This is a genomic window from Comamonas sp. C24C (assembly GCF_053345995.1).
In genome coordinates this window covers 79,324-104,607 of the sequence record NZ_JBKFBC010000008.1, presented here as the reverse complement: position 1 = coordinate 104,607, position 25,284 = coordinate 79,324, and the positions used below count along the sequence as shown (strand labels likewise).

Annotated in this window: 28 protein-coding genes; 16 read left to right on the top strand and 12 right to left on the bottom strand. The window is 63.3% G+C overall.

The window, feature by feature from the left end:
* Positions 1–8: 8 nt before the first annotated feature.
* Positions 9–818 (bottom strand): substrate-binding domain-containing protein, encoded by an 810-nt coding sequence (locus ACLBXN_RS15815; protein WP_447612769.1) that lies wholly within the window; start codon positions 816–818, stop codon positions 9–11.
* A gap of 164 nt (positions 819–982) precedes the next feature.
* On the opposite strand from ACLBXN_RS15815, the gene ACLBXN_RS15810 reads away from it, so the two are divergent.
* Positions 983–1,867 carry a LysR family transcriptional regulator gene (locus ACLBXN_RS15810; protein ID WP_447612768.1) on the top strand — a complete coding sequence of 295 codons (885 nt, stop codon included), beginning with the start codon at positions 983–985 and terminating at the stop codon, positions 1,865–1,867.
* Between the two features lie 16 nt (positions 1,868–1,883).
* Here ACLBXN_RS15810 and ACLBXN_RS15805 read toward each other — a convergent pair whose 3' ends face one another.
* Entirely contained in the window at positions 1,884–2,927 is a 1,044-nt protein-coding gene (locus ACLBXN_RS15805; protein WP_447612767.1) for a Bug family tripartite tricarboxylate transporter substrate binding protein, read from the bottom strand.
* Positions 2,928–3,161: 234 nt separating this feature from the next.
* On the opposite strand from ACLBXN_RS15805, the gene ACLBXN_RS15800 reads away from it, so the two are divergent.
* Both ACLBXN_RS15800 and ACLBXN_RS15795 read left to right on the top strand, forming a co-directional pair.
* Positions 3,162–3,884: a glutathione binding-like protein gene (locus ACLBXN_RS15800; protein WP_447612766.1), complete on the top strand. Its 723-nt coding sequence runs from the start codon at positions 3,162–3,164 to the stop codon at positions 3,882–3,884.
* Between the two features lie 267 nt (positions 3,885–4,151).
* Positions 4,152–5,081, top strand: a complete 930-nt coding sequence (locus ACLBXN_RS15795) for a pirin family protein (protein WP_447612765.1) — start codon at positions 4,152–4,154, stop codon at positions 5,079–5,081.
* A gap of 8 nt (positions 5,082–5,089) precedes the next feature.
* Here the strand turns inward: ACLBXN_RS15795 and ACLBXN_RS15790 are convergent, their stop codons facing one another.
* Genes ACLBXN_RS15790 through ACLBXN_RS15780 form a run of 3 tightly spaced genes read right to left on the bottom strand, consistent with a single transcriptional unit; the run spans position 5,090 to position 7,929 of the window.
* A complete protein-coding gene (locus ACLBXN_RS15790) occupies positions 5,090–5,545 on the bottom strand; it encodes a carboxymuconolactone decarboxylase family protein (protein WP_343676676.1) in 456 nt (151 codons plus the stop codon).
* Positions 5,517–6,926, bottom strand: a complete 1,410-nt coding sequence (locus ACLBXN_RS15785) for a lyase family protein (RefSeq protein ID WP_447612764.1) — start codon at positions 6,924–6,926, stop codon at positions 5,517–5,519. The genes ACLBXN_RS15790 and ACLBXN_RS15785 overlap by 29 nt, the downstream gene beginning before the upstream one ends.
* Positions 6,927–6,942: 16 nt before the next feature.
* Positions 6,943–7,929, bottom strand: a complete 987-nt coding sequence (locus ACLBXN_RS15780) for a Bug family tripartite tricarboxylate transporter substrate binding protein (RefSeq protein WP_447612763.1) — start codon at positions 7,927–7,929, stop codon at positions 6,943–6,945.
* Between the two features lie 98 nt (positions 7,930–8,027).
* Here ACLBXN_RS15780 and ACLBXN_RS15775 point away from each other — a divergent pair, with 98 nt between their 5' ends.
* Together ACLBXN_RS15775 and ACLBXN_RS15770 are read left to right on the top strand one after the other, a co-directional pair.
* Complete coding sequence (locus ACLBXN_RS15775; protein ID WP_447612762.1) at positions 8,028–8,930, top strand: LysR family transcriptional regulator; 903 nt, start codon at positions 8,028–8,030, stop codon at positions 8,928–8,930.
* Between the two features lie 135 nt (positions 8,931–9,065).
* Positions 9,066–9,551 (top strand): FKBP-type peptidyl-prolyl cis-trans isomerase, encoded by a 486-nt coding sequence (locus ACLBXN_RS15770; RefSeq protein ID WP_003072413.1) that lies wholly within the window; start codon positions 9,066–9,068, stop codon positions 9,549–9,551.
* A gap of 146 nt (positions 9,552–9,697) precedes the next feature.
* Here the strand turns inward: ACLBXN_RS15770 and ACLBXN_RS15765 are convergent, their stop codons facing one another.
* Positions 9,698–10,615, bottom strand: a complete 918-nt coding sequence (locus tag ACLBXN_RS15765) for a phosphoribosylaminoimidazolesuccinocarboxamide synthase (RefSeq protein ID WP_003067010.1) — start codon at positions 10,613–10,615, stop codon at positions 9,698–9,700.
* A gap of 442 nt (positions 10,616–11,057) precedes the next feature.
* Between ACLBXN_RS15765 and hpf the strand changes: the two genes are divergently transcribed.
* The 3 genes from hpf (at position 11,058) to hprK (ending at position 13,041) form a co-directional block, all read left to right on the top strand.
* The gene (hpf, locus tag ACLBXN_RS15760; RefSeq protein WP_003060342.1) at positions 11,058–11,417 is read left to right on the top strand and encodes a ribosome hibernation-promoting factor, HPF/YfiA family; all 360 of its coding nucleotides are present in this window, start codon (positions 11,058–11,060) and stop codon (positions 11,415–11,417) included.
* Positions 11,418–11,573: 156 nt separating this feature from the next.
* Complete coding sequence (locus ACLBXN_RS15755) at positions 11,574–12,047, top strand: PTS sugar transporter subunit IIA (protein ID WP_003060344.1); 474 nt, start codon at positions 11,574–11,576, stop codon at positions 12,045–12,047.
* A gap of 34 nt (positions 12,048–12,081) precedes the next feature.
* On the top strand, positions 12,082–13,041 hold the full coding sequence (hprK, locus tag ACLBXN_RS15750) for an HPr(Ser) kinase/phosphatase (RefSeq protein ID WP_003060345.1): 960 nt from the start codon (positions 12,082–12,084) through the stop codon (positions 13,039–13,041).
* On the opposite strand, the gene ACLBXN_RS15745 is transcribed toward hprK, so the two are convergent.
* From ACLBXN_RS15745 to fur, 3 genes are all read right to left on the bottom strand, one after another.
* Positions 13,038–14,258: a DUF1501 domain-containing protein gene (locus ACLBXN_RS15745; RefSeq protein WP_447612761.1), complete on the bottom strand. Its 1,221-nt coding sequence runs from the start codon at positions 14,256–14,258 to the stop codon at positions 13,038–13,040. The genes hprK and ACLBXN_RS15745 overlap by 4 nt on opposite strands.
* A gap of 11 nt (positions 14,259–14,269) precedes the next feature.
* Entirely contained in the window at positions 14,270–15,865 is a 1,596-nt protein-coding gene (locus ACLBXN_RS15740) for a DUF1800 domain-containing protein (RefSeq protein WP_447612760.1), read from the bottom strand.
* Positions 15,866–16,020: 155 nt separating this feature from the next.
* Complete coding sequence (gene fur / locus ACLBXN_RS15735; RefSeq protein ID WP_003060349.1) at positions 16,021–16,446, bottom strand: ferric iron uptake transcriptional regulator; 426 nt, start codon at positions 16,444–16,446, stop codon at positions 16,021–16,023.
* A gap of 145 nt (positions 16,447–16,591) precedes the next feature.
* On the opposite strand from fur, the gene ACLBXN_RS15730 reads away from it, so the two are divergent.
* From ACLBXN_RS15730 to ACLBXN_RS15710, 5 genes are all read left to right on the top strand, one after another.
* Positions 16,592–17,137: an outer membrane protein assembly factor BamE gene (locus tag ACLBXN_RS15730; RefSeq protein WP_043004642.1), complete on the top strand. Its 546-nt coding sequence runs from the start codon at positions 16,592–16,594 to the stop codon at positions 17,135–17,137.
* Between the two features lie 106 nt (positions 17,138–17,243).
* On the top strand, positions 17,244–18,077 hold the full coding sequence (dapB, locus tag ACLBXN_RS15725) for a 4-hydroxy-tetrahydrodipicolinate reductase (RefSeq protein WP_447612759.1): 834 nt from the start codon (positions 17,244–17,246) through the stop codon (positions 18,075–18,077).
* A gap of 60 nt (positions 18,078–18,137) precedes the next feature.
* Positions 18,138–18,797: a MotA/TolQ/ExbB proton channel family protein gene (locus ACLBXN_RS15720; protein ID WP_211458276.1), complete on the top strand. Its 660-nt coding sequence runs from the start codon at positions 18,138–18,140 to the stop codon at positions 18,795–18,797.
* Between the two features lie 11 nt (positions 18,798–18,808).
* On the top strand, positions 18,809–19,252 hold the full coding sequence (locus ACLBXN_RS15715) for a biopolymer transporter ExbD (RefSeq protein ID WP_343676650.1): 444 nt from the start codon (positions 18,809–18,811) through the stop codon (positions 19,250–19,252).
* Positions 19,253–19,532: 280 nt separating this feature from the next.
* On the top strand, positions 19,533–19,910 hold the full coding sequence (locus ACLBXN_RS15710) for an HPF/RaiA family ribosome-associated protein (RefSeq protein WP_003060358.1): 378 nt from the start codon (positions 19,533–19,535) through the stop codon (positions 19,908–19,910).
* A 119-nt stretch (positions 19,911–20,029) separates the two neighbouring features.
* Here the strand turns inward: ACLBXN_RS15710 and ACLBXN_RS15705 are convergent, their stop codons facing one another.
* Both ACLBXN_RS15705 and ACLBXN_RS15700 read right to left on the bottom strand, forming a co-directional pair.
* Positions 20,030–21,430 carry an aspartate ammonia-lyase gene (locus ACLBXN_RS15705; protein ID WP_447612758.1) on the bottom strand — a complete coding sequence of 467 codons (1,401 nt, stop codon included), beginning with the start codon at positions 21,428–21,430 and terminating at the stop codon, positions 20,030–20,032.
* A gap of 300 nt (positions 21,431–21,730) precedes the next feature.
* The gene (locus tag ACLBXN_RS15700; RefSeq protein WP_447612757.1) at positions 21,731–22,663 is read right to left on the bottom strand and encodes a pirin family protein; all 933 of its coding nucleotides are present in this window, start codon (positions 22,661–22,663) and stop codon (positions 21,731–21,733) included.
* Positions 22,664–22,895: 232 nt separating this feature from the next.
* Between ACLBXN_RS15700 and ACLBXN_RS15695 the strand changes: the two genes are divergently transcribed.
* A complete protein-coding gene (locus ACLBXN_RS15695) occupies positions 22,896–23,177 on the top strand; it encodes a hypothetical protein (RefSeq protein WP_003060364.1) in 282 nt (93 codons plus the stop codon).
* A 53-nt stretch (positions 23,178–23,230) separates the two neighbouring features.
* Here the strand turns inward: ACLBXN_RS15695 and ACLBXN_RS15690 are convergent, their stop codons facing one another.
* Positions 23,231–23,647, bottom strand: coding sequence for an OsmC family protein (locus tag ACLBXN_RS15690; protein WP_043004694.1), 417 nt, complete (start codon positions 23,645–23,647; stop codon positions 23,231–23,233).
* Between ACLBXN_RS15690 and ACLBXN_RS15685 the strand changes: the two genes are divergently transcribed.
* On the top strand, positions 23,639–23,986 hold the full coding sequence (locus ACLBXN_RS15685) for a hypothetical protein (RefSeq protein ID WP_447612756.1): 348 nt from the start codon (positions 23,639–23,641) through the stop codon (positions 23,984–23,986). The two genes, ACLBXN_RS15690 and ACLBXN_RS15685, sit on opposite strands and share 9 nt — an antisense overlap.
* 52 nt (positions 23,987–24,038) lie before the next feature.
* Positions 24,039–25,271: a hypothetical protein gene (locus ACLBXN_RS15680; RefSeq protein WP_447612755.1), complete on the top strand. Its 1,233-nt coding sequence runs from the start codon at positions 24,039–24,041 to the stop codon at positions 25,269–25,271.
* Positions 25,272–25,284: the final 13 nt, after the last annotated feature.

The following is a 25,284-nucleotide window of genomic DNA, read 5'->3' as shown; positions in this document are numbered from 1 at the left end:
CGCGGCGCTCAGCGGGACTTGGCAATGGGCTCCAGGCCGGTGTCACGAATCGTCTTAGCGGCGGCGGGCGAGGTGTAGTACTTGAGCAGTTGCTCCAGCCCCTGGGGGTTGGTGGAAGTGCTGGCCGTGCCGGCCGAGAAGATGGTGTAGTGCTGCACCGAATCGGGCAGGGTGCCGACATAGCTGATGCCCTCGATGGGTAGCAGTTCGCTGACCTGCTGCAGGCCGATTTCGGCCTCGCCCCGCGCCACGATGGTGCCCACGCGCTCGGTCACGATCTTCCTGCTCTTGGGCATGACCTGATCGTAAATGCCCAGCTTCTTGAGCATCTGGGTTTCGTAGTAGGTACCGCTGGCGCTGGCCGAGTAGGCAATGCTCTTGGCATTGAGCAGCACCTGACGCAGCTTGTCCTCGCTGCTGATGTCGGGGATGGGAGCGCCCTTCTTCACGGCCACGCCCACGGCAGAGCGCACCAGATCTATCTGGGTGCCGTTGCGCACCAGGCCCTTGGCGGCCAGATCGTCGAGCGCGCCACGCGCCAGAATCACCACGTCGGCCTTTTCACCCTTGCTCAGACGGTTGGGAATGGAGGTGGGCGAGGCACCCATGGACGAGCCATAGGCCGACTCCACCGTCAGGCCGGTCTGGGCTGTGAACTGCGGTGCCAGCAGCTTGTGTGCTGCAGTGAAGCCGCCCGAAGTCATGAGGCGCACGGGCTCCTTGGGCGTGCTGCCCGGTTGCTGGGCACAGCCTGCAGCCAGGGCCACAGCGCTGATCAGAAGGGCTCGGCGGACGGTGAAAAGGGGAAACGGCTTCATCAATGTCTCTCTGTATTGGGCTGGTCTGGATAGGCCTTGAACCCTTATTGAATCGACGCGGACAGCTACGGTTGTCATAGCTTCTGCGGCTGAGCGGATTGTGAAAAGTTGCGGCCTTTGCGTCCAATACCGTTTGCGTCTGGACTTGATACGAAAATCGTCCTATGGATTTGCGCCGTTTGACCTGTTTTCTGGCCGTGGCCGAGGAGCTGAATTTCAGCCGTGCGGCCCAGCGTTTGCATATGAGCCAGCCCCCGCTGAGCCAGCAGATCCGTCTGCTGGAGCAGGAGATGGGGGCGCAATTGTTCGAACGCTCGCGCCGCGCCGTGGCGCTGACGCCGGCAGGCCTGCTGCTGCAGGACAAGGCGCGGCAGATCGTGGAGCTGCACCAGCAGGCGGGCGAGTTGGTGCGCATGGCGGCCCATGGCCTGGCGGGGCGGTTGCGCATCGCCTTCACGGCATCGGTGCCGCTGTTTGACGAGTTCTCGGCCATGCTGCGCGACTTTCGCAGCCGCCACCCGCAGGTGGAGCTGGATCTGCAGCATATGACCACGGGCGAGCAGATCGCGGCATTGACTGCCGGGCAGATCGACATCGGCTTTATGCGGCCTTCGCCGACTTTCCGCATCCCCGTGCCGATACGCGAGCAGACACTGTGGCGCGACGAGCTGAGGCTGGCCCTGCCCGTGGCGCATGCCGCCTCGGCGGCAAACGAGCCACTGGCACTGAGCAGCCTGGCCGATCAGCCCTTTGTGCTGCATCCGGTCGTGCTGGGTGGCGGCCTGCACGAACATATTCTGGCGCTGTGCAGCGAGGCCGGCTTTGTGCCGCGCATCGCCCAGCCGGCGCGTGAGACCTCGACCATGCTGGCACTGGTGGCCGCCGGCCTGGGGCTGTCCATCGTGCCCAGCGTCTATGAGCGCATCTGCCCGCCCGGCGTGGTGCTGCAGCCGCTGGCCGACGCCGCACGCCATTCGCGCATTGCGCTGGTCAGCATGCAGCAGGCGCCTTCACCCTGCGTGCAGATGTTCTGGCAGTTGCTGCGCTAGGCGGCCTTCGCCGGCATCAGTCCGCGCGAATATCGGCGGCTCGGATGACGTCGCCGAGTTCCCGGGTTTCGGCCTGGATGAAGCTGCCGAACTGAGCCGGTGTTCCTCCCAGGGGCGTGGCGCCCATATCGGCCAGCGTCTGGGTGACCGCAGGCGTGGTCAGCGCCTTGTTGAGTGCAGCGTTCAGCGTCTGGATCACGGCCTCGGGCGTTCCCTTGGGTGCTACCAGGCCCCACCAGACGGTGGCTTGCACATCCACGCCCAGGGAGCGCGCGGTAGGTACCTGGGGCAGCAGGCGAGAGCCATTCTTGTTGAGCACCGCCAGTGCGCGCAGGTTGCCGCTGTTCACATGGCCCGCGACTTCCAGCGGATTGATCGCCATGAAGTCCAGACGCCCGCCCAGCAGGTCCGTCACGGCGGTGGAGCCACCCTTGTAGGGAATATGGACGCCCTTGAACTGTCCGGCTTTTTCCAGCAAGGCACTCGCCATATGGCCCGAACTGCCCACGCCTGCCGTGCCATAGGACAGGGCGCCGGGCTTGGCCTTGCCCGCTGCAATCAGTTCGGCCAGGCTTTTGTACGGTGACTTGGCGTTGACCACGACCACCAGCGGGGCCTCGCCGATGCGCCCCACCGGAATCAGGTCGGTCGCGGGGTCGAAGCTGAGCTTGGAGTACAGCGCCTTGTTGGTGGTCAGCGTGTTCGATGCCGTCAGCAGCGTATAGCCATTGGGCGCGGAGCGTGCCACTGTCGCCATGCCGATATTCGTGCCGCCTCCGGGCTTGTTTTCCACCACGATGGACTGACCCAGAAACTCCGCCATGGGCGTGGTGACCAGCCTGGTCACGATGTCCACGCCTCCGGCCGGCGAATACGGCACGACGACCGTCACGGCGCGCTCCGGAAAACCTGCAGCAGCGGTCGCACCACTGGTCAGCATCAGCCCTGCAGCCAGCGCGGTAGCGCCTAGGCCCAGCACTTGTCGCCGGCTCGGCAAGGCGCAGGCAGGCGTCTTTGCGCCGGTGACAAAAGAATCGGGCCTGCCAGGAAGCTGATGCATGTCATATCTCCGTGTTCACTTCTTGTAAACACCCAATATCACCCGCTGAAGCGCCGTCTTCGATGAGGGAATCTGCGTACCCGCATCTGGCCATCCCAGCCATCGGCAGCGCTGCCTGCAAGGCCGCATGACAACCGTTAGGATGCTCGGGAGATCTGTGTCGTGGCTTGCCAGGCCACGCCGCCACCCCCTTGCGGGGCTGCAGAGATTGCCAACACGCTCCGAAGGAAACCCATGACGCAACCCCAAGTCCTCGCCGATTTTTCCGTGACCCGCAAATGGCCCGCGCAGCACCCCGAGCGCATCCAGCTGTACTCGCTGCCCACCCCCAACGGCGTGAAGGTATCGATTGCGCTGGAGGAAATGCAGCTGCCCTACGAGGCGCACCTGGTCAGCTTCCAGACCAATGACCAGCTCACACCAGAGTTTGTCGGCACTTTCCCCAACAACAAGATTCCCGCCATCATCGACCCGCAAGGCCCGGGCGGAAAGCCGCTGGCCTTGTTCGAGTCGGCGGCCATCCTGATCTATCTGGCCGAGAAGAGCGGCAGCCCGCTGCTGCCCGCAGACCCTACAGCGCGCTACGAGACGTTGCAGTGGGTGATGTTCCAGATGGGCGGCGTGGGGCCCATGTTCGGTCAGGTCGGCTTCTTCCACAAGTTCGCGGGCAAGGACTTCGAGGACAAGCGCCCGCGTGACCGCTATGTCAATGAATCGAAGCGCCTGCTGGGCGTGCTGGAGCAGCGCATGCAGGGCCGCGAGTGGATCATGGGCGAGCAGATCACGATTGCCGACATCGCCATCTGGCCCTGGGTGCGCAATATGGTCGACGAGAACGGCTACAACGCCTCCGAGCTGGTGGGCTGGAGCGAGTTTCCCGAGCTGCAGCGCGTGCTCAAGGCCTTCGTGGCCCGCCCGGCGACGCAAAAAGGCCTGAACGTTCCGCCGCGCGGCTGAGTGCCGGCTCGGGCAGACAGGCTTGCCGTTGTTGCAAAAGCGGCAAGTACTGTCCCAGCGGTGATGTCTTTCAAACCCGTGGGCTGGCCTTATCTTCGAGACTTCAGGCCCTGCAGCTGGCAGCGGCCTCTTAAGAGGAGAATTCCATGACCACGAATCGCCCCCCCCATTCTGGAAAGCGCCCCGCTGGGGCCGCGCTGGCCCTGCCTGGACCCGTTTCTGTTCTGCGCTCACCACGATGACAGCTATCCGGCCAGCAACGGCGAAATGGGCGTGCAGGCCGTGGAGTTCGAGGGCCGCGAGATGGGCAGCGATTTCAGCGCGCGGAATGGCTTCTCGATGTACCACGGCGAACCGATTCCGGGCTTCCCGGGCCACCCGCATCGCGGCTTCGAGACCGTGACCCTGGTGCGCAAGGGCCGCATCGACCATGCGGATTCGCTGGGTGCTGCAGCGCGTTTCGGCGGCGGCGATGTGCAGTGGCTCACGGCCGGCAAGGGCATCCAGCACTCGGAGATGTTTCCGCTGCTGAGCAGCGACCAGCCCAATCCGCTGGAGCTGTTCCAGATCTGGTTGAACCTGCCTGCGAGGAACAAGATGGTGGAGCCCCACTTCACCATGTTCTGGAACGAACAGATTCCGCGCCTGAGCTTCAGCGATGCGGCGGGCCGCAAAACCACTGTCACCGTGGTGGCAGGAGCCCTGGACGGTGCGGACCCGGCCCTGCCGCCACCGCCCGAGTCCTGGGCCTCCCAGACCGACAGCGATGTAGCCATCTGGACGCTAGAGCTGGAGCCCGGCGCCCGCTGGACCATGCCGAAGGCCGCAGGCCCAGAAACCCATCGCATGCTCTACTTCTTTGTGGGCAAGAGCATGACCGTGGGTGGCGAAGCCGTGAACGGGCATCTGGCCATGCATGTCGATGCGCAGAGCGATCTGGAGCTGGTCAACACTGGCGATGTCAGCGCAGAGCTGGTGCTGCTACAAGGCAAGCCGATTGGCGAAAAGGTGGCGCAGTACGGCCCCTTCGTGATGAACACGCAGGAGGAGATCATGCAGGCCATGCAGGACTACCGCCGCACCCAGTTCGGCGGCTGGCCCTGGAAGGACAACGACCCGGTGCATGGCGCCGAGAACCGCCGCTTTGCGCGCTACCCGGGCTCGGACATCGACGAGCAGCCGCCTCTGGCCCGATAAGACCAGGCTCAGGGGGCGAAGCTCGCGGCCTCAGGCATGCGCCCCAGCTCCCCGAGCACCTTGAGCGTGACCGCCATGCCGGTGTTGCCCGCAGGCACGCCGGCATAGACGGCGGTCTGCAACAGCACCTCGCGGATGGTGTCCAGGTCCAGCGGCGCGGCCTCGCTGTCGGCCGGGTCGGCCTGCAGACCCGTGCGTATGTGCAGCTCGAACTCCTCCCAGCGCCCCATGGCCGCCGTAATGGCCAGTACCATGATGCGGCGCGTTCGGCGCTCCAGGCCCGGGCGGCTCCAGATGCCGTCCCAGGCATAGGCGGTGATCATGCGCTGGAACTCCACATTGAGCACATTCGCGCTCTCCACGGACCGGTCCACCCAGGCATTGCCCAGCACGCGGCGGCGATTGGCCAGGCCGCGCTGCAGGCTGTCGGCGGCTTCAGAGGCAGGGTTGGGCTTGTTCTGCATGGGCAGGGCTTTCTTCCATTGGGGTGGGCGAACAGCTGGCCAGAAGGGCCAGGCATTCGCGTTGCGAAGCCTGTACGGCCTGCTGCGGGTCGCAGGCCTGGGATAGCGCGCGGCACAGCGCTGGCAGTTGTTCGGAGGTGAGTTCGGGTGTGGTGCGGCTGGCAGCCCATTCCATGAGCAACTCCTGCAGCTCGCGCTGCTGCTCCAGCGCCAGGGGGGCGAGCTGCTCCACGGCGGCCAGGGCATCATGTTTGCCGGTGAAGGGCGCCAGGGCATGCACGCAGGCTTCCGAAAACACCAGGCCCCGCAGACCGGACACATGCGCCAGCATGCGCTGCGGGTGAACATGCAGCGTCTGCGCGGCCTGGCGTAGTGCGGCGGCCGCGCCATGAGCGTGGCGCCACAGCTCGGGCCAGTGGGCGACTTCCGCCTGCCATTCACCCAGCGCGCGCTCATGGGCCTGGGCCATGCAGCCCAGCAGCAGGGCGGCCAGCGGCGGCACGGCCTGGGTCTGGGCCACGGCCTGCATGCAGTGCACGGGATTGCGCTTGTGCGGCATGGCGCTGGAAGTGCTGCCGCGCGCGGCCTCGCTGATCTCTGCGACCTCGTACTGCGACATCAGCGACCAGTCGCGCGCGAGCTTGGACAGGCTGCCGCAGCACACGGCCACTTCCATGGCCAGGCGCATCCAGCTGTCGCGCTGCGTATGCCAGCTGTGGCCGCAGGCCTCCAGACCCAGCTGCCGCGCCAGCGCCTGCTCCACCGCCAGCCTGTGCGTGCCCAGGGTCGCGCCATTGCCCACGGCGCCGCCCAGCTGCACGCACAAGGCTTGGGGCGCCAGCTGCGAGAGCTGGTCGATGCTGCGCTGCAGGGCCGCGGCCGACTGTGCGCATTTGAGGCCGAAGCTCGTGATCTGCGCAGGCTGCAGCAGGCTGCGCGCCAGCATGGGCGTGGCCGCATGCCGCGCGGCCAGATCCAGCAATGCGTCGACCAGGGCCTGCAACTCGGCCAGCAGGGCCTGCAGCGCCTGCTGCGTGAGCAGGGCGCTGGCCGTGTCCACGGCATCCTGGGTGGTCGCGCCCCAGTGCAGCCAGGGCAGGCCCTGGGGGGCATGGGCCTGCAGCCACTGTTGCAGCGGCTTTACCAAGGCCAGGCCCAGGGCGCCGCTGGCGCGTGCCTGTTCTGCAATGCGGTCGCGGTCCAGGGGCGCCTGCGCGCAGGCGCTGGCAATGGCCTGGGCCGCAGACTCCGGAATCAGCCCACAATCGGCTTGTGCCCGGGCCAGGCCGGACTCGAAGCGCAGCAGTGCCTGCAGCCAATGCGCATCGGAAAACCAGGCACCGCCGCCGGCCGGGCCCAGATAGTCGTTCACCAGAGTCATGATGTTCGCGCCGGCCTCAGGCCGTGGCTCCCGATGCCTTGATCACCGCCGACCACTTGCTGCTTTCCTGGCGGATGCGGGCTGCGTACTGCCTGCTGTCGCCCAGCAGCGGCACGGCCCCTTCCACCTCCAGGCGGGACTGGAAGCTGCTGGAGGCTGCCACCTTGAGGATGTCGCGTCCCAGCGTGGCGACGGTATCCTGCGTCGTGCCCTTGGGGGCCAGCACGCCATAGGTCAGCGAGCTCTCGAAATCCGCCAGGGCCGGCACGCCGGACTCGGCCACCGTGGGTACGTCGGGCAGCTGGGGCTGGCGCTTGGCGCTGGTCACGGCCAGGGCGCGCAGCTTGCCGGCCTTGACCAGAGCCATGGCCGCCGGGATCACGCCGAAGCTGAAGTCCACATTGCCGCCGACCAGGTCGGTCAGCGATGGTGCGGTGCCCTTGTATGGCACGTGGATGGCCTTGGCGCCCAGGGCATGGGCGAACATCTCGCCCGTGAGGTGGCCGCCCGTGCCCGAGCCGCTGGAAGCGTAGTTGAGCTCGCCGCTGCGGCGGCGCAGCAGCTCGGCCAGTTGGGCCACGTTCCGGGCGGGCGACGCGGCCGGCACCACCAGCAGCAAGGCCGAGGAGGCGAACATGGCCACCGGCTGCAGATCGGTGGAGGCATTGAACTTGAGGCCCGGGTAGAGCGAGGGATTGATGGACACCGTGCCCGTATGGCCGAGCAGGAAGATGCTGCCGTCGGCGGGAGCGCGAACCACCATTTCCGTGCCCAGATTGCCGCCCGCGCCGGCCTTGTTCTCCACGATCATGCCGTAGCCCAGGGAGTCGTTGAGGCCGTACGCCATCTGCCGCGCCAGCACATCGTTGCCGCCGCCGGGCGCAAAAGGCACGACGATGCGCGTGCTGCGACGCTGGGCGAAGGCGGGCAGGGCGGCAGCGCCCAGGCCGGCCGCTGCGGTGGACAGCCACCGGCGGCGGCTGAGGAAATCGGACTCACGCATTTTTTGTCTCCTTGTCGGTTCGTTGTCCGCAGTGTGGTCCAGGCACGCTCTCGAAAACAGGGCTTGCGGCTGGCATTTGTTTGAAGAAAATGTGTGAGATGGACGTCAAGTACATACACAATTTCTTGCGCGTCGTGCAGACCGGCTCCATGTCCGAAGCCGCGCGCCAGCTCGACCTCAGTCCCTCGGCCATCGCTCAGCAGATGCGCGTGCTTGAAGTCGCGCTGGGCGCCCCCTTGCTGGTGCGCCATGGCCGCAGCGTGCGCGCCACTGCGGCCGGCGAGCGCCTGTTTGAGCGCGGGCAGCGGCTGCTGCAGGACTTCGACGGCCTGCGCGAATGGGTGCTGGGCGACGCCGACGGCGGCGAGCTGCGCCTGGGCACGGTGAACACGGCCCTGCACGGTTTTCTGCCTGCCGTCCTGCAGGCCTTTGTGGCCCGCCATGAGCAGGTGCGCATCAGCGTGCGCGCCGGGCTCACGCCCGAGCTGTACACCGCTCTGGTGCAGTCCGAGCTCGACGTACTGATCTGCCTCAAGCCCTCCTTCGACCTGCCCAAGACCGTCTGCTGGGCCGAACTGCGCGAGGAACCGCTGGTCGTGCTGTGCCGCCCCGAGGACGCGCGTCAGGACCCGCTGGAGTTGCTGCGCAGCCGTCCCCTGGTGCGCTATGACCGTGCGCTGGCCGGCGGGCGCCTGGCCGACCGCTACCTCAAGGCCCAGGGCATAGTCCCCGTGGAGCGCATGGAGCTCAACTCGGTGCTGGCCGTGGCCATGATGGTCGACCAGGGCCTGGGCGTAGGCCTGGTTCCCGACATCGGTAGCGTACTTGCCCAGGGGCGCGAGGTGTGCTCGCTGGCGCTGCCGGGAGCAGGCAACGGGTCTGGCGGCAGCGGCGACCGCGCCCCGGATGCGCGCAAGGTCGGCCTGCTGTGGCTCAATACCTCGGCGCGCGCGCGCTGGGCGCGTAGCCTGCTCGACTGCGCGCGGCAATGTCTGGCATGAAGCCCGCTCAGCCTCGCCTCACTGCGTGGTTAAGGCCACGGGCGTGACACTGGAATAGCCCGAGTCGCCGACAATGGCAGCTTTGCGCGATGCCTGACACGGGTTCAGGCTCCGCCCCACTCGAAATCCATTGTCATGAACATCACCAAAGACACTGCCGTCACCATCAACTACAAGATTCACGAGCTGCTCGCGGGCGGCGTGGCCGTCAAACTGCTGGACAAGGGCGATGTGGCCTATCTGCACGGCGGCTATGACAACATCTTCGCCAAGGTCGAGGCCGCTCTGGACGGCAAGCAAAAAGGCGATACCGTGACCGTGGACCTGGCCGTGGCAGATGCCTTCGGCGAGCGCGACGAAAGCCTCCAGCGCACCATTCCCAAGGGTGAATTCCCTGCGGGCGTGAAGGTGGGCGGCCAGCTGCGCGGCACCAATGACCAGGGCCTGCCCCAGATCTACAACGTGGTGAAGATCAAGGGCCCCGTGGTGCTGCTGGACGGCAACCACCCTCTGGCCGGCTTCGCGCTGCGCTTCAGCGCGGTGGTCAACGAGGTTCGTGAGGCCTCCGAAGAAGAAATTGCCCACAAGCACGTGCACGGTGGCCACGGTCACCACCACTAAAAACATAGCTGCAAGCGTATGCAAATAAAGGATTTCAGCATTATTTCTAGCTGAAATCCTTTGGCTGAAAGCGCAAGCAGCTATCAAAACAAAAAGGCCCCCGGATTTCGGTTCCGGGGGCCTTTTGTTTGCTCGGGGCTGATCGCTCAGGCGGTCAGGCGATCCAGCGCTTCGCGGTACTTGGCCGCCGTCCTGTCGATCACTTCCTTGGGCAGGCGGGGCGCGGGAGCCTTCTTGTCCCAGGCCTTGCCGTTGACCTGCGCCTGCTCCAGCCAGTCGCGCACGAACTGCTTGTCGTAGCTGGGAGGGTTTTCGCCCTTGGCCAGCGCGTCCTCGTAGCCTTCCACGGGCCAGTAGCGCGAGCTGTCGGGGGTCAGCACCTCGTCCATCAGCACCAGAGTGCCGTCTTCGGTCAGGCCGAACTCGAACTTGGTGTCGGCAATGATCATGCCCTTGGTCAGCGCGATCTCGGCCGCTTCCTTGTAGATGCGGATGGCGGTGTCGCGGATCTGGGCAGCGAGTTGCTCGCCCACCATTTCCACGGTGCGCTCGTAGGTGATGTTTTCGTCGTGATCACCCATTTCGGCCTTGGCCGCGGGGGTGTAGATGGGCTCGGGCAGCTTGGCCGCGTTGGTCAGGCCGGCGGGCAGCTTCACGCCGCAGACCGATTGCGATTCCTGGTATTCCTTCCAGCCGCTGCCGGCCAGATAGCCGCGCACCACGGCTTCGATCAGCACGGGCTTGAGGCGCTTGACCAGCATGGAGCGGCCTTCGACCTGCTTGACTTCCTCGGGCTTGACCACGGATTCGGGCGCTTCGCCGGTCAGGTGGTTGGGGCAGATATGGCCCAGCTTGTCGAACCAGAACAGCGCCATCTGCGTCAGCAGCACGCCCTTGCCGGGAATGGGCTCGCCCATGATCACGTCAAAGGCGGACAGGCGGTCCGAGGCCACCATCAGGATGCGGTCATCGCCCACGGCGTAGTTGTCGCGGACCTTGCCGCGCGCGAGCAGGGGCAGCGAGGCAATGTTGGAGGTATGCAGGGCGGAGGGCTGGGTGGTCATGGTCGAGATAGGGGCTGTCAGGCAATTCAGGCGTGCAGTCGGTCAGCAGGCGCCTGAAAGCCCAAGGGGCTGCCAGCGTCGCAGGCCCGAGAGGCGGCTGCGTAAAAACGCGATTTTAATGGCGCAGGCAGGGGTTTGGACGGTCACGGTCTTTGCCAGCGCGCGCCTGCCGCGATCGAGGCCCTGGGGCATGCAGGCGTATCCCTTGCATGCGGGCCAAAGCCACTCATTGTGGCGTCAAAACCGGCTGTCATCAAACCGTCAAACAAGGCCCCTGGCGAGCCTGCGCTATCCCGGTCATTTCGTTGCCTTTGGCCTGGGGCGGGCGCATAGTGGATTCACAGCAAAGACGAATGCGCATTCCGAACTGCTAGGCTGCGGCACAGCCATCAGGGGCTGTGAAACCGCAGTGATTTCACCGAGAGCTAAGGAGTGTTTTGTTATGAATTTGACGATTAGCGGGCATCACCTGGAGGTCACTCCCTCGCTGCGCAGCTATGTCATGGCCAAGCTGGAACGCATTCTCAGGCACTTCGATCAGGTCGTGGACGTGAAGGTGCTGCTCACAGTCCACAAGCAAAAGGAAAAAGACAAACGACAGCGCGCCGGTTGCACAGTGCGCGTGAAAGGGCAAGACTTGTTCGTGGAGACGCAGCATTTCGACCTTTATGCCGCCGTGGACGCCCTGGCCGACAAACTCGACCGTGTGGTGATGCGCTACAAGACTCGTCAACAAGGCCCGCGTGCCACAGCCAAGCGACTGGATTCCGGCGGCTTGCAGCTGGTGCAGGTGTCAGGTTGATGAAAGCGAGGCGCAAGCCCAGCGTTTGCGCCGGTTTGTTGCAGGGCTGTCGCCTTGTTACAACGCTAAAAGTGCCGCCCTACGGGGCGGTTTTTGATGGTGATCAGGGTTTCCCCACGGTTTTCAGCGCTGCGGTGCATAATTGTTGATCACACCATGAATCGCCTAGCTTCTATCCTTCCCGCCGCTCAAGTGCTTGTGAGCGTTGATGTCACCAGCAAGAAACGCGCTTTCGAGGAAGCGGGTTTGCTCTTTGAGAGCTTGCATGGTCTGTCTCGTGCCCTGATCACCGATAGCCTGTTCGCACGCGAACGCCTGGGCTCTACCGGTCTGGGGCATGGAGTTGCCATTCCCCATGGCCGCATCAAGGGCCTGACGGCTCCCATGGCGGCAGTGTTCCAACTGGCCAGCCCGATCGGCTTCGATGCGCCCGACGAGCAGCCGGTCGGCCTGCTGATCTTCCTGCTGGTGCCCGAAGCGGCGACGCAAAAGCATCTGGAAATCCTGTCCGAGATCGCCGAGTTGCTCAGCGACAGCCAGTTGCGCGAGCGCCTGAAGTCCTCCACCGATGCGCAGCAGCTGCACGGCATGATCGACAGCTGGCAGTCGTCCATCACCTCCCAGGCCTGAGTTCTGGCTTCTTTTTGACTGACAGGGCCTTGCCATGAGACCCAGCGCCATCAGTGCCGACGTATTGTTCGAGGCATTTCGCAACTCCAGCCTGCGCTGGCAGTGGATAGCGGGGCTGGGTGCTTCCGAGCGCCGCTTCGACGAGATGGCCGTGCGCTCGGCCCGCTCGGGCGCCGATCTGGTGGGCTACCTCAACTACATCCACCCCTACCGGCTGCAGGTGCTGGGCGAACGTGAAATCGCCTACCTGACCAATGCCACCTCGCAGGACTGCCTGCGCCGCATTGCCCGCATCGTCACGCTGGAGCCGCCGGTGCTGGTGCTGGCCGATGGCCAGGACGCACCCGACGAACTGATTTCCATGTGCGAGCGCGCGCACATCCCGCTGTTCTCCACCAAGGAGCAGTCGGCCTTCGTCATCGACGTGCTGCGTGCCTATCTGTCCAAACATTTCGCCGATCGCATCACCATGCACGGCGTGTTCATGGATATTTTGGGCATGGGCGTGCTGATCACGGGCGAATCGGGCCTGGGCAAGAGTGAGCTGGGGCTGGAGCTGGTCACGCGTGGCAATGGCCTGGTGGCCGACGATGCGGTGGATCTGTACCGCATCAACCAGACCACGGTCGAAGGCAAATGCCCCGAGCTGCTGCAGAACCTGCTCGAGGTGCGCGGCATCGGCCTGCTCGATATTCGCGCCATCTTTGGCGAGACGGCGGTGCGCCGCAAGATGCGGCTCAAGCTCATCGTGCATCTGGTGCGCAAGGAAACCATGGAGCGCGAATACGAGCGCCTGCCCGCCGAGCCGCTGACCCAGGATGTGCTGGGCGTGCCCGTGCGCAAGGTGGTGATTCAGGTGGTGGCGGGCCGAAACATCGCCGTGCTGGTGGAAGCCGCGGTGCGCAATGCCATCCTGCAGCTGCGCGGCATCGACACCTACCAGGAATTCGTGATGCGCCACCGCCGCGCCATGGAGAGCGGCGAGTCGTTCTAGACCAGTTGCAGCTTGCCGGGCTGCGAGGCCGGAAAGATCTGCTGCAGCTGCGCTGCGTTCAGGCCGTACATGCGCGCGAACAGGCCGCCGAGCAGGGTGCGGTATTCGTTGAGCACGGGGTAGTCGCGGTTCTGGAACAGCGCTTTTTCGGTCACTTCGATCTGCTCGCCCAGCACCTTGCCGCCGGCCTGGGCCGACAGGCCGCCGCCGAGAAACCAGTAAGCCGTGCCATGTCCATGATCCGTGCCCTTGTTGCCGTTTTCGCGGAAAGTGCGGCCGAACTCGCTGATCACCGCCACCACGGTATGGCGCCAGGCCTCGGCTCCGATGGATTCGGCGAACGTCGCCAGACCCTGGCTCAGATCGCCGAGCCGGTTGGCCAGATTGCCACTGGCGGCTCCCTGGTTGACATGGGTGTCCCAGCCTCCGATGTCGACAAAGCCGAGGTCAAACTGCTCGCGCATCAGGTGGGCCATGCGCTGGGCTACCAGGCTGAAGCCCTTGGCGCTGATGGCATTGCGCCCGGCCTGGTCCATTTCATCCTGCATGCTGCGCTGCACGGCACGCTGTACCGCAAAGCCTTCGCGCACCGGGACTTCCAGGCTCGAGCCCTGGTACATGGAGGCAATGATCTGGCTGCGCTGCTCGTCGACGGCCGTCTTGCGTACGGAGGCCAGCGCCATATTCGCCACCTGGGCACTGCCGCGCAGACATAGCGGCAACTGGGCGGTAAAAGCCATGGGGCTGAGGCTTGTCCGGCTCTGGCTGTCGGCTTGCAGCACCCGGGTCAGCCGGTTCAGAAAGCCGCTCTGAAAGCTCTTGCCACCCTCTTGCGGCTGGCCCAGCTCGATCGAGTCCTGGGTTTCGAAATGGCTGCGGGAGAGGTCGTTGCTGCCCGCAAATGGCACAAAGCAGGCCTGGCCCTGCTCATACAAAGGCAGCAGACTGCTTTGCAATGCGGGGTGCAGCCCCCATTGAGGGGTTAGGGCCAGGGCGCCGTCGGCCGATCCCGGGCGCGCTATGGCGATGCTGGGCCTGGCTTGATAGTAAAAGTCGCTATGAGTAGGCACCAGCAGGCTGTTGCAGTCGTAGGCGCCGCGCAGGAAGACCAGCAGGAAACGGGGCGAGCTGCTTTGCAAGGGTGTGGCAAGGCCTTGGCCCAGATGACAGACCAGCGGCAGGGCCGCGCCGAGGCTGAGAAATTGACGTCTTTGCATGGCTGCCATCCTTAGCGGTACATCATTTCGGGGGCGGAGAGGAAAAAGCTGTTCCAGTCCGCCGGGTTCCTGGCCTGGGCCAGCGCGGTGCGTGTGGCTGCGCCAAGCGCTGGCACGCGAGCCTGGACGCTGCTGCGCTTGCCGAGTTCGGGGTAAGGCGGCTTTTCCAGGGGCTGCTGGGGGCCGCTGCGAAACAGCAGGGCACCCCGGCTACCGATCTGTCTGGCCACATCGAAGCGGGCATTCATCTGGCCGGAGCTGGACCAGTCCGACTGCGTCACGGGGTAGCCGTCCGGCGTTTCGTGGCCGTACAGCGGCTGTCCCAGCTGGTTCAGCCAGTTCTGTACCGGGGACACATCGCTGGCCACGCGCTGGTCATAGGCCAGGCGTGTGGCGCCCAGCACATAGTGGACCGGGTCCTTGAAGCGTTGGCCGAATTGCTGAGCCTGCGGGTCGCTTAGCAGGGTCGCCAGCGTGACGGCAATATCACCATGGCTGCGCTCGAAGGCCAGTGCCGCATGGCCGATCACGGCAGGGGCCGGGTTGTCTCCCAGAAAATAGACCGACAGCTTGCGCGCTATGAACTTTGCGGTGACTGGCGAAGCCACTATGCGGTCTATCGCCTCGTTGACCTGGGCCAGGCCACTTTTCTCCAGCGGCCTGCCCAGCAAGACCTGGGGTGTGTAGTCGTGGCGGTTGGGGTTGAATTCGAAGAAGCCATGGCGCACATAGTCACCCTGGCGTTCGGGGCGCAGCTTGGGCGGCGGAGCATCGGCCTCCCGGGTGCTGAAGCCCACACCGGTCAGCACATGGGCCATGGCCTGCACATCGGCCTGGGTGTAGCCGCTGCCCACGCCCATGGTGTGCAGCTCCAGCAGTTCGCGCGCGTAGTTCTCGTTGATGCGGCCGGCGGCATTGCTGGCGTTGTCCAGATACAGCAGCATGGCCGGATGACGCATGCTGGCGGCCAGCAGCTCGCGGAACTTGCCCAACGCATGGGGGCGAATGGCCTGTTCCTCATAGTCGCCCACCCACATGCGTACATCGCCCTTGCGGGTACTGACATTGAAGTGATTCATCCAGAACCAGGTCATTTGCTCCTGCAACTGGTGGGGCGAGTAGAGCGCGCGCCAGATCTGACGCTTCTGGGCTTCGGCACCCAGCTGGTTGAGCTGGCGTTGCAGCTCGTTGCGCAGTTTGGTGGCTTCCTCAGGATCCTGGCTGTTGCGAATGGCCAGGCGCTGGTCGGCAATCTCGCGCTGGATCTGCGCCATGGGCTTCTGACTGATGCTCAAGGCATCGATGTGCTGCTGCACCTCGGCCGGCATGGGCGCGGTGGAGGGGCTGAGCTGAGCGGCCAGCCAGCGCTTGAGGCCTTGCTGCTGCAGCTGGGCGGCATCATGGTCGGTTGCGCCCCAGGTGACCCGGTCCAGCCATTGCTGGCTTTGCAGCGCGCTGGTCCTGTCGGGCAAGGAGCTGCTACTCAGCACCTGCAGTACCTCAGGACTGGCGCGGCCTGATGACGGGGACAGCGGCGCGCACGCAGTCAGGGCGACGGCAGCCAGACAGAGCAGGGTCTTGGTGGGTGAAAAGTGCAGCAGCCGCATGGACCAGGCCTCCTCAAGAGCGGGAATGACTGCAGCATAAGCAGTCTGGCTCGATATTGGTTTGAGGCCTGGTGGAGCTATGTAAAGAAGCCCTCTCCAAATGTAAAAAGGGCAAGACAGCTGCATGTCTTGCCCCGGAGTTCACGCTCGCGCCCTTACTTGGCGGCGCGCGTGGCGCACTCGGCACATTGGCCATAGAGCGCCATGGAGTGATCCTGAATCACCCAGCCCTTTTCCTTGGCGATCAGGTTCTGGCGCTTCTCGATCTCGGCGTCATAGAACTCCTCGACCTTGCCGCAGCTGGTGCAGACGAAGTGGTCGTGGTGCTGGCCTTCGTTGAGCTCATAGACGGCCTTGCCGCTTTCGAAGTTGCTGCGGATCAGGATGCCGGCCTGCTCGAACTGGGTCAGCACGCGGTAAACCGTGGCCAGGCCAATATCCGAGCGCTCGTCCAGCAGCACGCGGAACACGTCTTCGGCCGTCATGTGGCGCTGGGCGCCCTTCTGGAAGATTTCCAGGATCTTCAGACGCGGCAAAGTGGCTTTGAGGCCCGTGCTTTTGAGTTCATCAATATTTTTCATGTCGGTATCTCTTGGTGGACTACGGGCACATGGAAGGCTGGAATCACTTGTTGGAAGAAGCTTTACACGGGGATAAAGGGAATCTCCAAGTGCCTCCGGGGCCTGCCGCTACAATGAACCCGATCATATCCCTATGCCATTACCCATGCATGTTCAAGCCCGTAGCCGCGCAGGTCTGGCCCTGACGTTGGCAATCGCAGCGGCACTGGCCGGCTGCAACAGTATCGACGGCGCCGCGCACCGTGTCGCAAATGCCGTCACTCCCTACAAGGTCGATGTCGTGCAGGGCAACTTCGTGTCCAAGGAGCAGGTCGAGGCCTTGCAGCCCGGCATGAGCCGTCAGCAGATTCGCGACATTCTGGGCACGCCCCTCGTGACCAGCGTGTTCCACGGCGATCGCTGGGAATACGTGTTCACCATCAATCGCCCAGGCGTGGAGTCGCAGATCCGCAAGCTCACCGTCTTCTTCAATGGCGATGCCTTTGCGCGCGCCGAAGGGGACGAGATGCCTTCCGAGTCCGACTTCGTGGCCAGCCTCAAGGGCATGAAGGGCACGCCCAAGGTTCCGCAGCTGGAAGCCAGCGAAGCCCAACTGGCCAAATATCCTGCCCGCAACAACAGCGAAGCCGAGCAGGCTGCGGCCAATCTGCCGCCTGCTGCCACCAGCTATCCGCCGCTGGAATCGCGTTAAGCACAAAACAGGCTGTTCCCCGCTTGTAGAAAGCGGTGGATGCTCTCTTTTTATGACGGCCCGGACGCACTCCTGCCGTCTATTCATTTGACCGAGTGATAGCGCCATGACCGCATCCACCACCCATTCCTCCACTCCCCAGCGCGTTGCCGTGGCGGGAGCCTCCGGCCGCATGGGCCATATGCTGATCGAAGCGATTCTGAACAGCAACGACTGCGTGCTGGCTGCGGCGCTGGACCGTGCGGACAGCCCTGCCATCGGGACCGATCCCTCGGCCTTTCTGGGCAGGCCCAGCGGCCTGAAGATCGAAAGCGATGTGCGCGAGGCCCTGTCCAAGGCCGATTGCCTGATCGACTTCACACGCCCCGAAGGCACGCTGGAGCATCTGGCCGTGGCGGCCGATCTGGGCGTGGGCGTGGTCATCGGCACCACCGGCTTCAGCGATGAACAGAAGGCGCAGATCGCCGAGTTTGCGAAGCAGACCTCCGTCGTGCTGTCGGCCAATATGAGCGCTGGTGTGAACGTCACCTTCAAGCTGCTGGAAATGGCCGCCAAGGCGCTGAAGGAAGGTGGCTACGACATCGAAATCGTCGAAGCTCACCACAAGCACAAGGTCGATGCCCCTTCTGGAACGGCCCTGAAGATGGGCGAAGTGATTGCCGAAGCCCAGGACACCAAGCTGGCAGACCGCGCCGTGTACGAGCGCTTCGGCCACACCGGTGAACGCAAGGCCGACAGTATTGGCTTTGCCACCGTGCGCGGCGGCGATATCGTGGGCGATCACACCGTGCTGTTTGCCGGTACTGGCGAGCGCATCGAGATCTCGCACAAATCCAGCAGCCGTGCCGGCTATGCCACTGGCAGCCTGCGTGCCGTGGCCTATCTGGCCGACAAGAAGACTGGCCAGTACGATATGTACGATGTGCTGAAGCTGCGCTGATCGCGCAATTTGCAAAGGGGCCGTGACGGCCCCTTGCCGTTTCTGGGAGCGAGGTGAGAGATGTCTGCAGGAATGTGGCAATGGCTGGCAGAGGGCGATGCGGTCACATGGGCCACGGCGGCCCTGATGCTGCTGATGTCCGTGCTCAGCTGGGTGGTCATTCTCTACAAGCTCTGGTTCATGGCGGCAGCTCGCCGCAGCGTGCCGCAGGCCGTGGCCGCGTTCTGGCAGATGCCTGATCTGACCCAGGCACTGGCGCAGGTCAGGGCGCGCGACAGGCAAGGTCTGGTGCAGTCCATGGCTGCGGCCGTGGAGCAGGGCAGCGGTGCCGATCAAGGCTCTCTGGAGCAGCGCGCTGCTCCGGGCCAGCGCCTGATGCGCAGGCTGCGCGAGGCCCTGGGCCAGGCATCGACCCAGTTGCAATGGGGACAGACCTTGCTGGCCACCATCGGCGCGACAGCGCCGTTCGTGGGCCTGCTGGGTACGGTATGGGGCATTCATCATGCGCTGGGCACGCTGGCTGGCAGTGGTCAGGTCGACATCGCCCAGCTTGCCGGGCCCGTGGGTGAAGCCCTGGTCATGACGGCTGCCGGCCTGGCCGTCGCCTTGCCGGCCGTGCTGGCCTATAACCTGCTGGGCCGCTCGGCCAGCCAGCTGGAGGCCGTCCTGGAAGGGTTTGCCCATGACCTGCATGCCCAGTTCGGGGCGCAGGCTTCCTGAGGTACAGCGCCATGGCATTCGGTCGCATGAACCACCGTGAGGGGGCACAAACCCCGATCAACACCATCAACGTCACGCCACTGGTCGATGTGATGCTGGTGCTGGTGGTGATCTTCATTCTGGCCGCCCCCATGCTGGCTGCCAGCTTGCGCGTGCAACTGCCCAAGGCACAGGCAGCAGTGAAGCCGCCCGCATCAAGCAAGAGCGATGCCTTGATGGTCGAGGTCAGCCCTGCCGGCGAAATCTGGATTCGGGGAGTCGTGGCGGATGATGCTGCAGTGCAGCAGCAACTCGAGGAGCTGGGACGCCGCAATCCTCAGGCCGAGGTGCAACTGCGCGCAGACACCAGCGTGCCCTATGGTCGCGTGGTGCAGGTCATGGGCTGGGCACACGCGGCAGGTCTGACGCGGATCGGCTTTGTGGCCGAGCCTGAATCGAAGGCTGGCAGTAACTGACGACCCAAGGCGTAAAAACGCCTACTTTTTGCAAGCCACGGGCCAGGATTTTTTTGCTCTGGCGCAAGGGCAAAGCTCGCCGAACATACCCTTGTTGCTATCTCTTTCAAATCGCTGCGAAGCTGCATCCACAATGGTCAAAGCCCCTGTCCATGGCCGGCGTAAAAAGCCCTGATGGGCAGAACAAGGTTCTGGCGTTACGATGTTTTCGCCTGCCTTTAGGGCACCCCTACAGATTTCGCCGCAGCGGTTGCGGCATTTGGTGACTAGGAGGATTTGCATGCAAGTACAGGTTCATGCCGACGATTCCATCCAGGGTGGAGAGTCTCTGGCTCAATGGGCGCAGGAGGAGATCAATGCCAAGCTGGCCCGCCTGAAGGAGTATGTGGTGCGTGTGGAGGTCTTTCTCACGGGCGTTGATGCCCTGAAGACCACGGGCGGCCCAGGCAAACGCTGTGTGCTCGAGACCCGGGCCACAGGTCGCCCTCCCATTGCAGTGAACGCGGAAGCCGAAAAGGTCAAGGAAGCCTTCAGCGCCGCGATTGAAAAGCTCAAACGTGCGGTGGAAACCGATCTCGGCAAGCTCAAGGACAAAAATCTGCGGGAAAGTGTGCGCGGCGTGGATGACCCCAGTGACGAGAATGCCGCCGTGGCTTGAATGAGGTGTTTTGGGCTTGGCGCACCTTGAATGCAGGCGCCCCAAGCGCGTGAAACCCTGCCAATCAAAAAGGGCATGTTCATGGCGAACATGCCCTTTTTTGCTGCTCGGTCGCCTGCTTATGCGGCAGTCAAGGCGCCAGCCCGGGTCAGCTTGTCGGCGACCAGCAGTTTGTTCATGTCGAGCTGGCTCATGATGCCCAGCTCCTCCGCCACCACGGCGATCTGTTTGCCGTTGGCGATGGCGGTCTTGGCAATCCTGGCGGCCTTTTCATAGCCGATCAGCGGGTTCAGCGCCGTCACCAGCGTCACCGACTCGGCAATGCGGGCATCCAGCAGCGCCTCGTTGGCCGCAATGCCTTCCACACAGTTGGTCTGCAGCGTCTTGCAGGCGCTGCTCAGGTGGTTCAGGCTCTTGTGCAGGGCCCAGGCCATCAGCGGCTCGAAAGCGTTGAGCTGCAACTGACCGGCTTCCACGGCCATGGTGATGGCGGCATCGTTGCCGATCACCTCAAAGCAGACCTGGTTCATCACCTCGGGGATTACGGGGTTCACCTTGCCGGGCATGATGGACGAGCCAGCCTGGCGCGTCGGCAGCTTGATGTCTGCCACACCCGCCTGAGGGCCGGAAGAGAGCAGACGCAGGTCGTTGCTGATCTTGGAAAGTTTGACGGCAATACGCTTCAAGATGCCGGAAATGTCGGCAAAGGCGCCGGTGTCGCCGGTGGCGGCGATTAGGTCTGCCGCCTTGACCACGGGCACGCCCGAGATTTCCGCCAGCGCCTTGATCACGGCGTCGGTGTAGCCCACGGGGGCGTTGATGCCGGTGCCGATGGCCGTGCCGCCCATGTTGACCTCGGTCATCAGATAGGCGGATTCGCGCAAACGCTTTTCATCGTCGGCGATCATGGCTGCAAAAGCCGAGAATTCCTGGCCCAAAGTCATGGGCACGGCATCTTGTAATTGTGTGCGGCCGATTTTCAGGATGTGAGCGAATTCGCCGGCTTTGGCTTCGAAAGCAGAGCGCAACTCGGCCAGGGCGATCAGCAGCTTCTGGATGCCAGCATAGGTGGCGAGCTTGACGGCCGTGGGATAGGAGTCGTTGGTGGACTGCGATGCATTGACATGATCGTTGGGGTGGATCACGTCGTAGCTGCCTTTGGGCAATCCCAGGTGCTCGAGTGCACGGTTGGCGATCACCTCGTTGGCGTTCATATTCGTGGAGGTGCCAGCGCCGCCCTGGATCACATCGACCACAAACTGCTCGTGCAGCTGGCCGGAAATCAGATCATCACAGGCTTGAGAGATGGCGGTGGCTTGTTTGAGATTGATGGCGCCAAACTGCAGATTGGCCTGGGCCGCTGCCTTTTTGACAAAGGCAAAAGCGCGGATCAGCTCGGGCATGTGCGCGACCGAGTGACCGGTGATGGGGAAGTTCTCCACTGCGCGTGCGGAATGAACACCCCAGTACGCGTCGGGAGGGATGGTTTTGATGCCAATGAAGTCATGTTCTTGACGCATCGATCTGCTTTCTTTGCAAAGTTGAATTGGCCACCGACCCAAGGACAGGACGTGGCAACGCCCTGGATGAAAAAGCGGCGGTCGCAATCTCGTGGCCAGGGCGTTGGCTGGATTATGAAAGCTAGATGTGCATGAGTCCAAACGTTTCATGCATAACATCGGGGCTGTGATCTCTTACAGAAGATGTGTTGCGCCTAAATGCTTTCAAAAGCCATCAAAACTCGCAAAGATGGTTCTATTCATCTGCTCGAAAAATTCAATTCGCACCAATTTGGTGCGAATTGAATCGGAGTCAGAGGTCTATCTGGAGGCGCGCAGGCTGACGCCAGCCAGCGACGGAGAGTGCAGGGACTTCAGTGCCGAGGCCACGGGCCTGCCGAAACGGCGTGGCTGGCCGTTGACGAGTTCTGCATCCGTGGCGGCCTCGGCCTCCCACTGCTTCTGGGCCTGTTGCATTTCTTCGGTGGTGCGGGCCACAAAGTTCCACCACAGCAAGATGGCCTCATCCATGGGTTCGCCGCCGATGATGATGAGGCGGCTGCCAGGCGTGCACTCCAGCTGCACCTCCCGGGTGCCGACGGGCAGATAGATCAGTTCCTGGGAGGGTAGCATCTGGCCTTCCACCTTGACTTCGCCTGACAGACTCATCACCGCATGTTCAAAGTCGGCGCGCAGAGGCATGGTCGCGAGCGACTGGCTGGCCGTGCCGCAGGCCAGCAGGTCCACGCCCATCAGCGGGGAATGGACTTCTGCGGGGGCCGTCAGGCCAAGGGCTTCCCCGGCCAGCACGGTCACGGCAAAGTCGCCGATCTCGGTCCTGGGCAGGTCGGGGTAATGCTGGAAGCGGGGCGCTATATCGCGATGGCTGTCGGGCAGGGCAATCCACAACTGGGCCGCATGCACGCCCAGTGTCTGAGCTTCTTCGGAATGGGCAATGCCGTGGCCGGCCGTCATCAGATTGACCTGGCCGGGGCGGATGATCTGCTCGCTGCCCAGGCTGTCGCGGTGCAATACCTCGCCCTCGATCATCCAGGTGAAAGTCTGCAGCCCGATATGGGGATGGGGGCCGACCTGCATGCCGGGAGGAGGTGGGAGGGCCGGGCCGGCGTGGTCGAGGAAGCACCAGGCCCCTACCTTGCGCAATGCCGTCTGCGGAATGGCACGGTGGATGGGGATGCCGCCGACATCGGCTATACGGGTGGGAAGGCGTTGTAAGTTCTTTGATTCACTCATGACAAATCCTGACGGCGAGGGGATTCGAGTGTCAGGGATATGCAGTATTCGCGCAATCCGACGGCAGAATGCAGCAGCGCCTTGCACGCAGTTACATCACTGTGAGGATTCAGCCAATCGGCTGACAAGGACTCCGCCCGGAGTCGGCTAACTTAAAGGCGTAGGCCGCTAGCAGTGGCTTTCACGCGGCGCTTTCGTGCGCAGCGACCTAACAACTGCAGGAGGAATCAACATGAACGAACACAGCACTCAAGGCAACCAGATCTCGGCAGTCGAGATCCAGCTGTATCCCGAACACTTTGCCGCCCGTGTCACCGGCAAGGTGGAGCACCGTGTCGGAGATGGCCCGTCCGAGCAGATCCCCATGGGCATAGAGATGAAGGTCGATACCGCCATCGCCAGCTACGTGCTGTCCTGGGTCGATCCTGAGGACCAGCAGCCCGAAACCGCATCGCTGGCCAAACGCGAGTTCGAGCACTATGTGGAAGTGGGCGCGCTGGAAGTATCGGTGTAATCAAGTTACACGCGCCAGCGACCAAGGCCCTGCAGGTGACTGCAGGGCTTTTTTCATGCCTGCGCGGCTTCGGTCAAGGCGGTGGGAATGGAAACCTTGCCTTCCAGCAGCTTGTGCACGGGGCAGGCATTGGCAATTTGCAGCAGGCGCTGGCGCTGCTCGTCGTCCAGCTCGCCATGCAGGGTGATGCTGCGCGTGATCTGGTTGGCATCCGCAGGCTTGCCATCGGGGTTGAGCTGCAGGTCCACATCGACATGGCTTAGCGGCCACTGCTTGCGACCCGCGTACATATGCAGGGTGATGGCCGTGCAGGCTCCCAGAGCCGAGAGCATCAGCTGCATGGGGTTGGGGGCGGAGTCGGCGCCGCCATCATTCACGGGTTCATCGGCATGCCAGACATGGCCTTGGGCATCGGTCAGGGTGATGCGGTACGGGGTGGGGCTGCTTTGTGCGTGTGCGCTGTGAATCATTCGCTGCTTCTCCATAAAACCTGGACCACTTTAAGCGCTGCCTGCAATTCTTGCAGTCGTATCCGTTATCGGTTCAAGGCGGTTTGGCAGGTCGGCTTGGCTGCAAAAGCATTTACGGGGTTTCTGGCAAGAGAAAAAAACAATATGCCGGTGGTTTATCGGTATTTGAATTCAGGGCGAGTTTCTACCGCAGAATTCCGCAATGATCCGATTTCAAAGAAAAATCGGGCAATACCAGAGCGGATTCGGTCATTGCAAGCAGGCTTGCAAATGATTCATCAAACCGAGAGTGGGAGAACAGGCATTGAATTCGATACGTGGTGTTCACCAAAAAGGTGATTCTTCCGAGTGGAAAATCCCTCCGTTCTGGCAAAAGCTCAATAGCTTCTTCTTGTTTCCCCTGCAGACAGAGCCTTTGCTCTATGCATTGCTGCTGTCGGCATGCAGTTATGGGCTGATGTTCGGGTGGATGGGGGCTGTGTTCGTGGGTCTGGGCTTGATGCTGGCCGTCAGCCGCTATGCATTCAAGGTTTCGGCACTCGCCTCGCGTGGAATTACCCATAGTTCCGATTTCCGGTCCAGTCAGGTCGATGAAGACTGGAAATGGCTACCCTGGAAGTTTTTTGGGGTACTCGTCGTTTTCGGAATTTTTGTGGGCTTTATGGCAACCCGCAGCCTGACCTTGGGAGTGATTGCCAATCTGCTGGTGGCCTTCCTGATTCCTGCCACCTGGATGGTGCTGATCAATACCAATAGCCTGAGCTCGGCCGTTAATCCCTTCGAGCTGCTGGCGACGATTTTCGGTATCGGCAAGTCCTATCTGCTGCTGTGCTTTTTTCTGTTTCTGCTGCAGCAGGGCTCGCCCATGGTCCTGGCGATGCTGCTCAAGGTTGCGGCGCCCGGACTGGTGCTGCCCCTGGTGAGCTTCGTGCTGATTTATTTCAGCTGGGTGATGGCGGCCATGATCGGCTATGTCATGTACCAGCACCATGCGGCTCTGGATATCGATCCCGTCCAAGCGCCCGAGGGGCCTGCGACCGTGCAGATCGACCCTGCGGCCCTGGAGGCCAAGCGTCGCGATGCGCTGGTGGCCAGACTGGTGCAGGACAACAAGATGGACGAGGCTGTCAACCAGGCCCGCGAATGGCAGCGGGAGGACTATGAGAGCTTGCCCGATTGCCGCCGCTACTTCCGGGTGCTCAAGCTGACCGAACGCGCGGATGCCCTGGCGGAGCTGGGCCAGCGTTTCATTCCCATGCTGCTTGCCCAGCAGCGCGCCAGCGAGGCCCTTGAGGCCTGGGTGAGCTGCGTCAAGCGCAAGCCGGACTTCAAGCCCGACTCGGCCCAGCTCAGTTACGAGCTGGCACAGCAGGCCTGGAAGGCCGGCAAGCCCAGGTATGTGTTGATCCTGGCCAAGGATTTTGAGAAGCGCTTTGCCGGCAGCAGTCTGATTCCGTTCATGCTGGAGCTGGTGGTGCGCGCCTACAAGCAGGGCGTGGAGCAGCCCATGCAGGGGGTGGCCGTCTACATGCGCATGAAGCAGCTCTTTCCCGAGCACGAGAGCACCAAGGAGGCGCAGTGGGTGCTGCGTGATGAGCTTCAGGAGCTTGAGGCCAAGATCTGAGCGTGGCTCGACG

Bases quoted from the DNA above. Each gene is read 5' to 3' on its own strand.
- ACLBXN_RS15805 (WP_447612767.1), bottom strand. From the start codon at position 2,927: ATGCATCAGCTTCCTGGCAGGCCCGATTCTTTTGTCACCGGCGCAAAG.
- hprK (WP_003060345.1), top strand. From the start codon at position 12,082: ATGAGACCCAGCGCCATCAGTGCCGACGTATTGTTCGAGGCATTTCGC.
- fur (WP_003060349.1), bottom strand. From the start codon at position 16,446: ATGAAAAATATTGATGAACTCAAAAGCACGGGCCTCAAAGCCACTTTG.
- ACLBXN_RS15780 (WP_447612763.1), bottom strand. From the start codon at position 7,929: ATGCGTGAGTCCGATTTCCTCAGCCGCCGCCGGTGGCTGTCCACCGCA.
- dapB (WP_447612759.1), top strand. From the start codon at position 17,244: ATGACCGCATCCACCACCCATTCCTCCACTCCCCAGCGCGTTGCCGTG.
- ACLBXN_RS15730 (WP_043004642.1), top strand. From the start codon at position 16,592: ATGCATGTTCAAGCCCGTAGCCGCGCAGGTCTGGCCCTGACGTTGGCA.
- ACLBXN_RS15700 (WP_447612757.1), bottom strand. From the start codon at position 22,663: ATGAGTGAATCAAAGAACTTACAACGCCTTCCCACCCGTATAGCCGAT.
- ACLBXN_RS15785 (WP_447612764.1), bottom strand. From the start codon at position 6,926: ATGACTCTGGTGAACGACTATCTGGGCCCGGCCGGCGGCGGTGCCTGG.
- ACLBXN_RS15790 (WP_343676676.1), bottom strand. From the start codon at position 5,545: ATGCAGAACAAGCCCAACCCTGCCTCTGAAGCCGCCGACAGCCTGCAG.
- ACLBXN_RS15800 (WP_447612766.1), top strand. From the start codon at position 3,162: ATGACGCAACCCCAAGTCCTCGCCGATTTTTCCGTGACCCGCAAATGG.
- ACLBXN_RS15770 (WP_003072413.1), top strand. From the start codon at position 9,066: ATGAACATCACCAAAGACACTGCCGTCACCATCAACTACAAGATTCAC.
- hpf (WP_003060342.1), top strand. From the start codon at position 11,058: ATGAATTTGACGATTAGCGGGCATCACCTGGAGGTCACTCCCTCGCTG.
- ACLBXN_RS15690 (WP_043004694.1), bottom strand. From the start codon at position 23,647: ATGATTCACAGCGCACACGCACAAAGCAGCCCCACCCCGTACCGCATC.
- ACLBXN_RS15765 (WP_003067010.1), bottom strand. From the start codon at position 10,615: ATGACCACCCAGCCCTCCGCCCTGCATACCTCCAACATTGCCTCGCTG.
- ACLBXN_RS15695 (WP_003060364.1), top strand. From the start codon at position 22,896: ATGAACGAACACAGCACTCAAGGCAACCAGATCTCGGCAGTCGAGATC.
- ACLBXN_RS15710 (WP_003060358.1), top strand. From the start codon at position 19,533: ATGCAAGTACAGGTTCATGCCGACGATTCCATCCAGGGTGGAGAGTCT.
- ACLBXN_RS15705 (WP_447612758.1), bottom strand. From the start codon at position 21,430: ATGCGTCAAGAACATGACTTCATTGGCATCAAAACCATCCCTCCCGAC.
- ACLBXN_RS15815 (WP_447612769.1), bottom strand. From the start codon at position 818: ATGAAGCCGTTTCCCCTTTTCACCGTCCGCCGAGCCCTTCTGATCAGC.
- ACLBXN_RS15755 (WP_003060344.1), top strand. From the start codon at position 11,574: ATGAATCGCCTAGCTTCTATCCTTCCCGCCGCTCAAGTGCTTGTGAGC.
- ACLBXN_RS15720 (WP_211458276.1), top strand. From the start codon at position 18,138: ATGTCTGCAGGAATGTGGCAATGGCTGGCAGAGGGCGATGCGGTCACA.
- ACLBXN_RS15740 (WP_447612760.1), bottom strand. From the start codon at position 15,865: ATGCGGCTGCTGCACTTTTCACCCACCAAGACCCTGCTCTGTCTGGCT.
- ACLBXN_RS15715 (WP_343676650.1), top strand. From the start codon at position 18,809: ATGGCATTCGGTCGCATGAACCACCGTGAGGGGGCACAAACCCCGATC.
- ACLBXN_RS15745 (WP_447612761.1), bottom strand. From the start codon at position 14,258: ATGCAAAGACGTCAATTTCTCAGCCTCGGCGCGGCCCTGCCGCTGGTC.
- ACLBXN_RS15810 (WP_447612768.1), top strand. From the start codon at position 983: ATGGATTTGCGCCGTTTGACCTGTTTTCTGGCCGTGGCCGAGGAGCTG.
- ACLBXN_RS15775 (WP_447612762.1), top strand. From the start codon at position 8,028: ATGGACGTCAAGTACATACACAATTTCTTGCGCGTCGTGCAGACCGGC.
- ACLBXN_RS15795 (WP_447612765.1), top strand. From the start codon at position 4,152: ATGGGCGTGCAGGCCGTGGAGTTCGAGGGCCGCGAGATGGGCAGCGAT.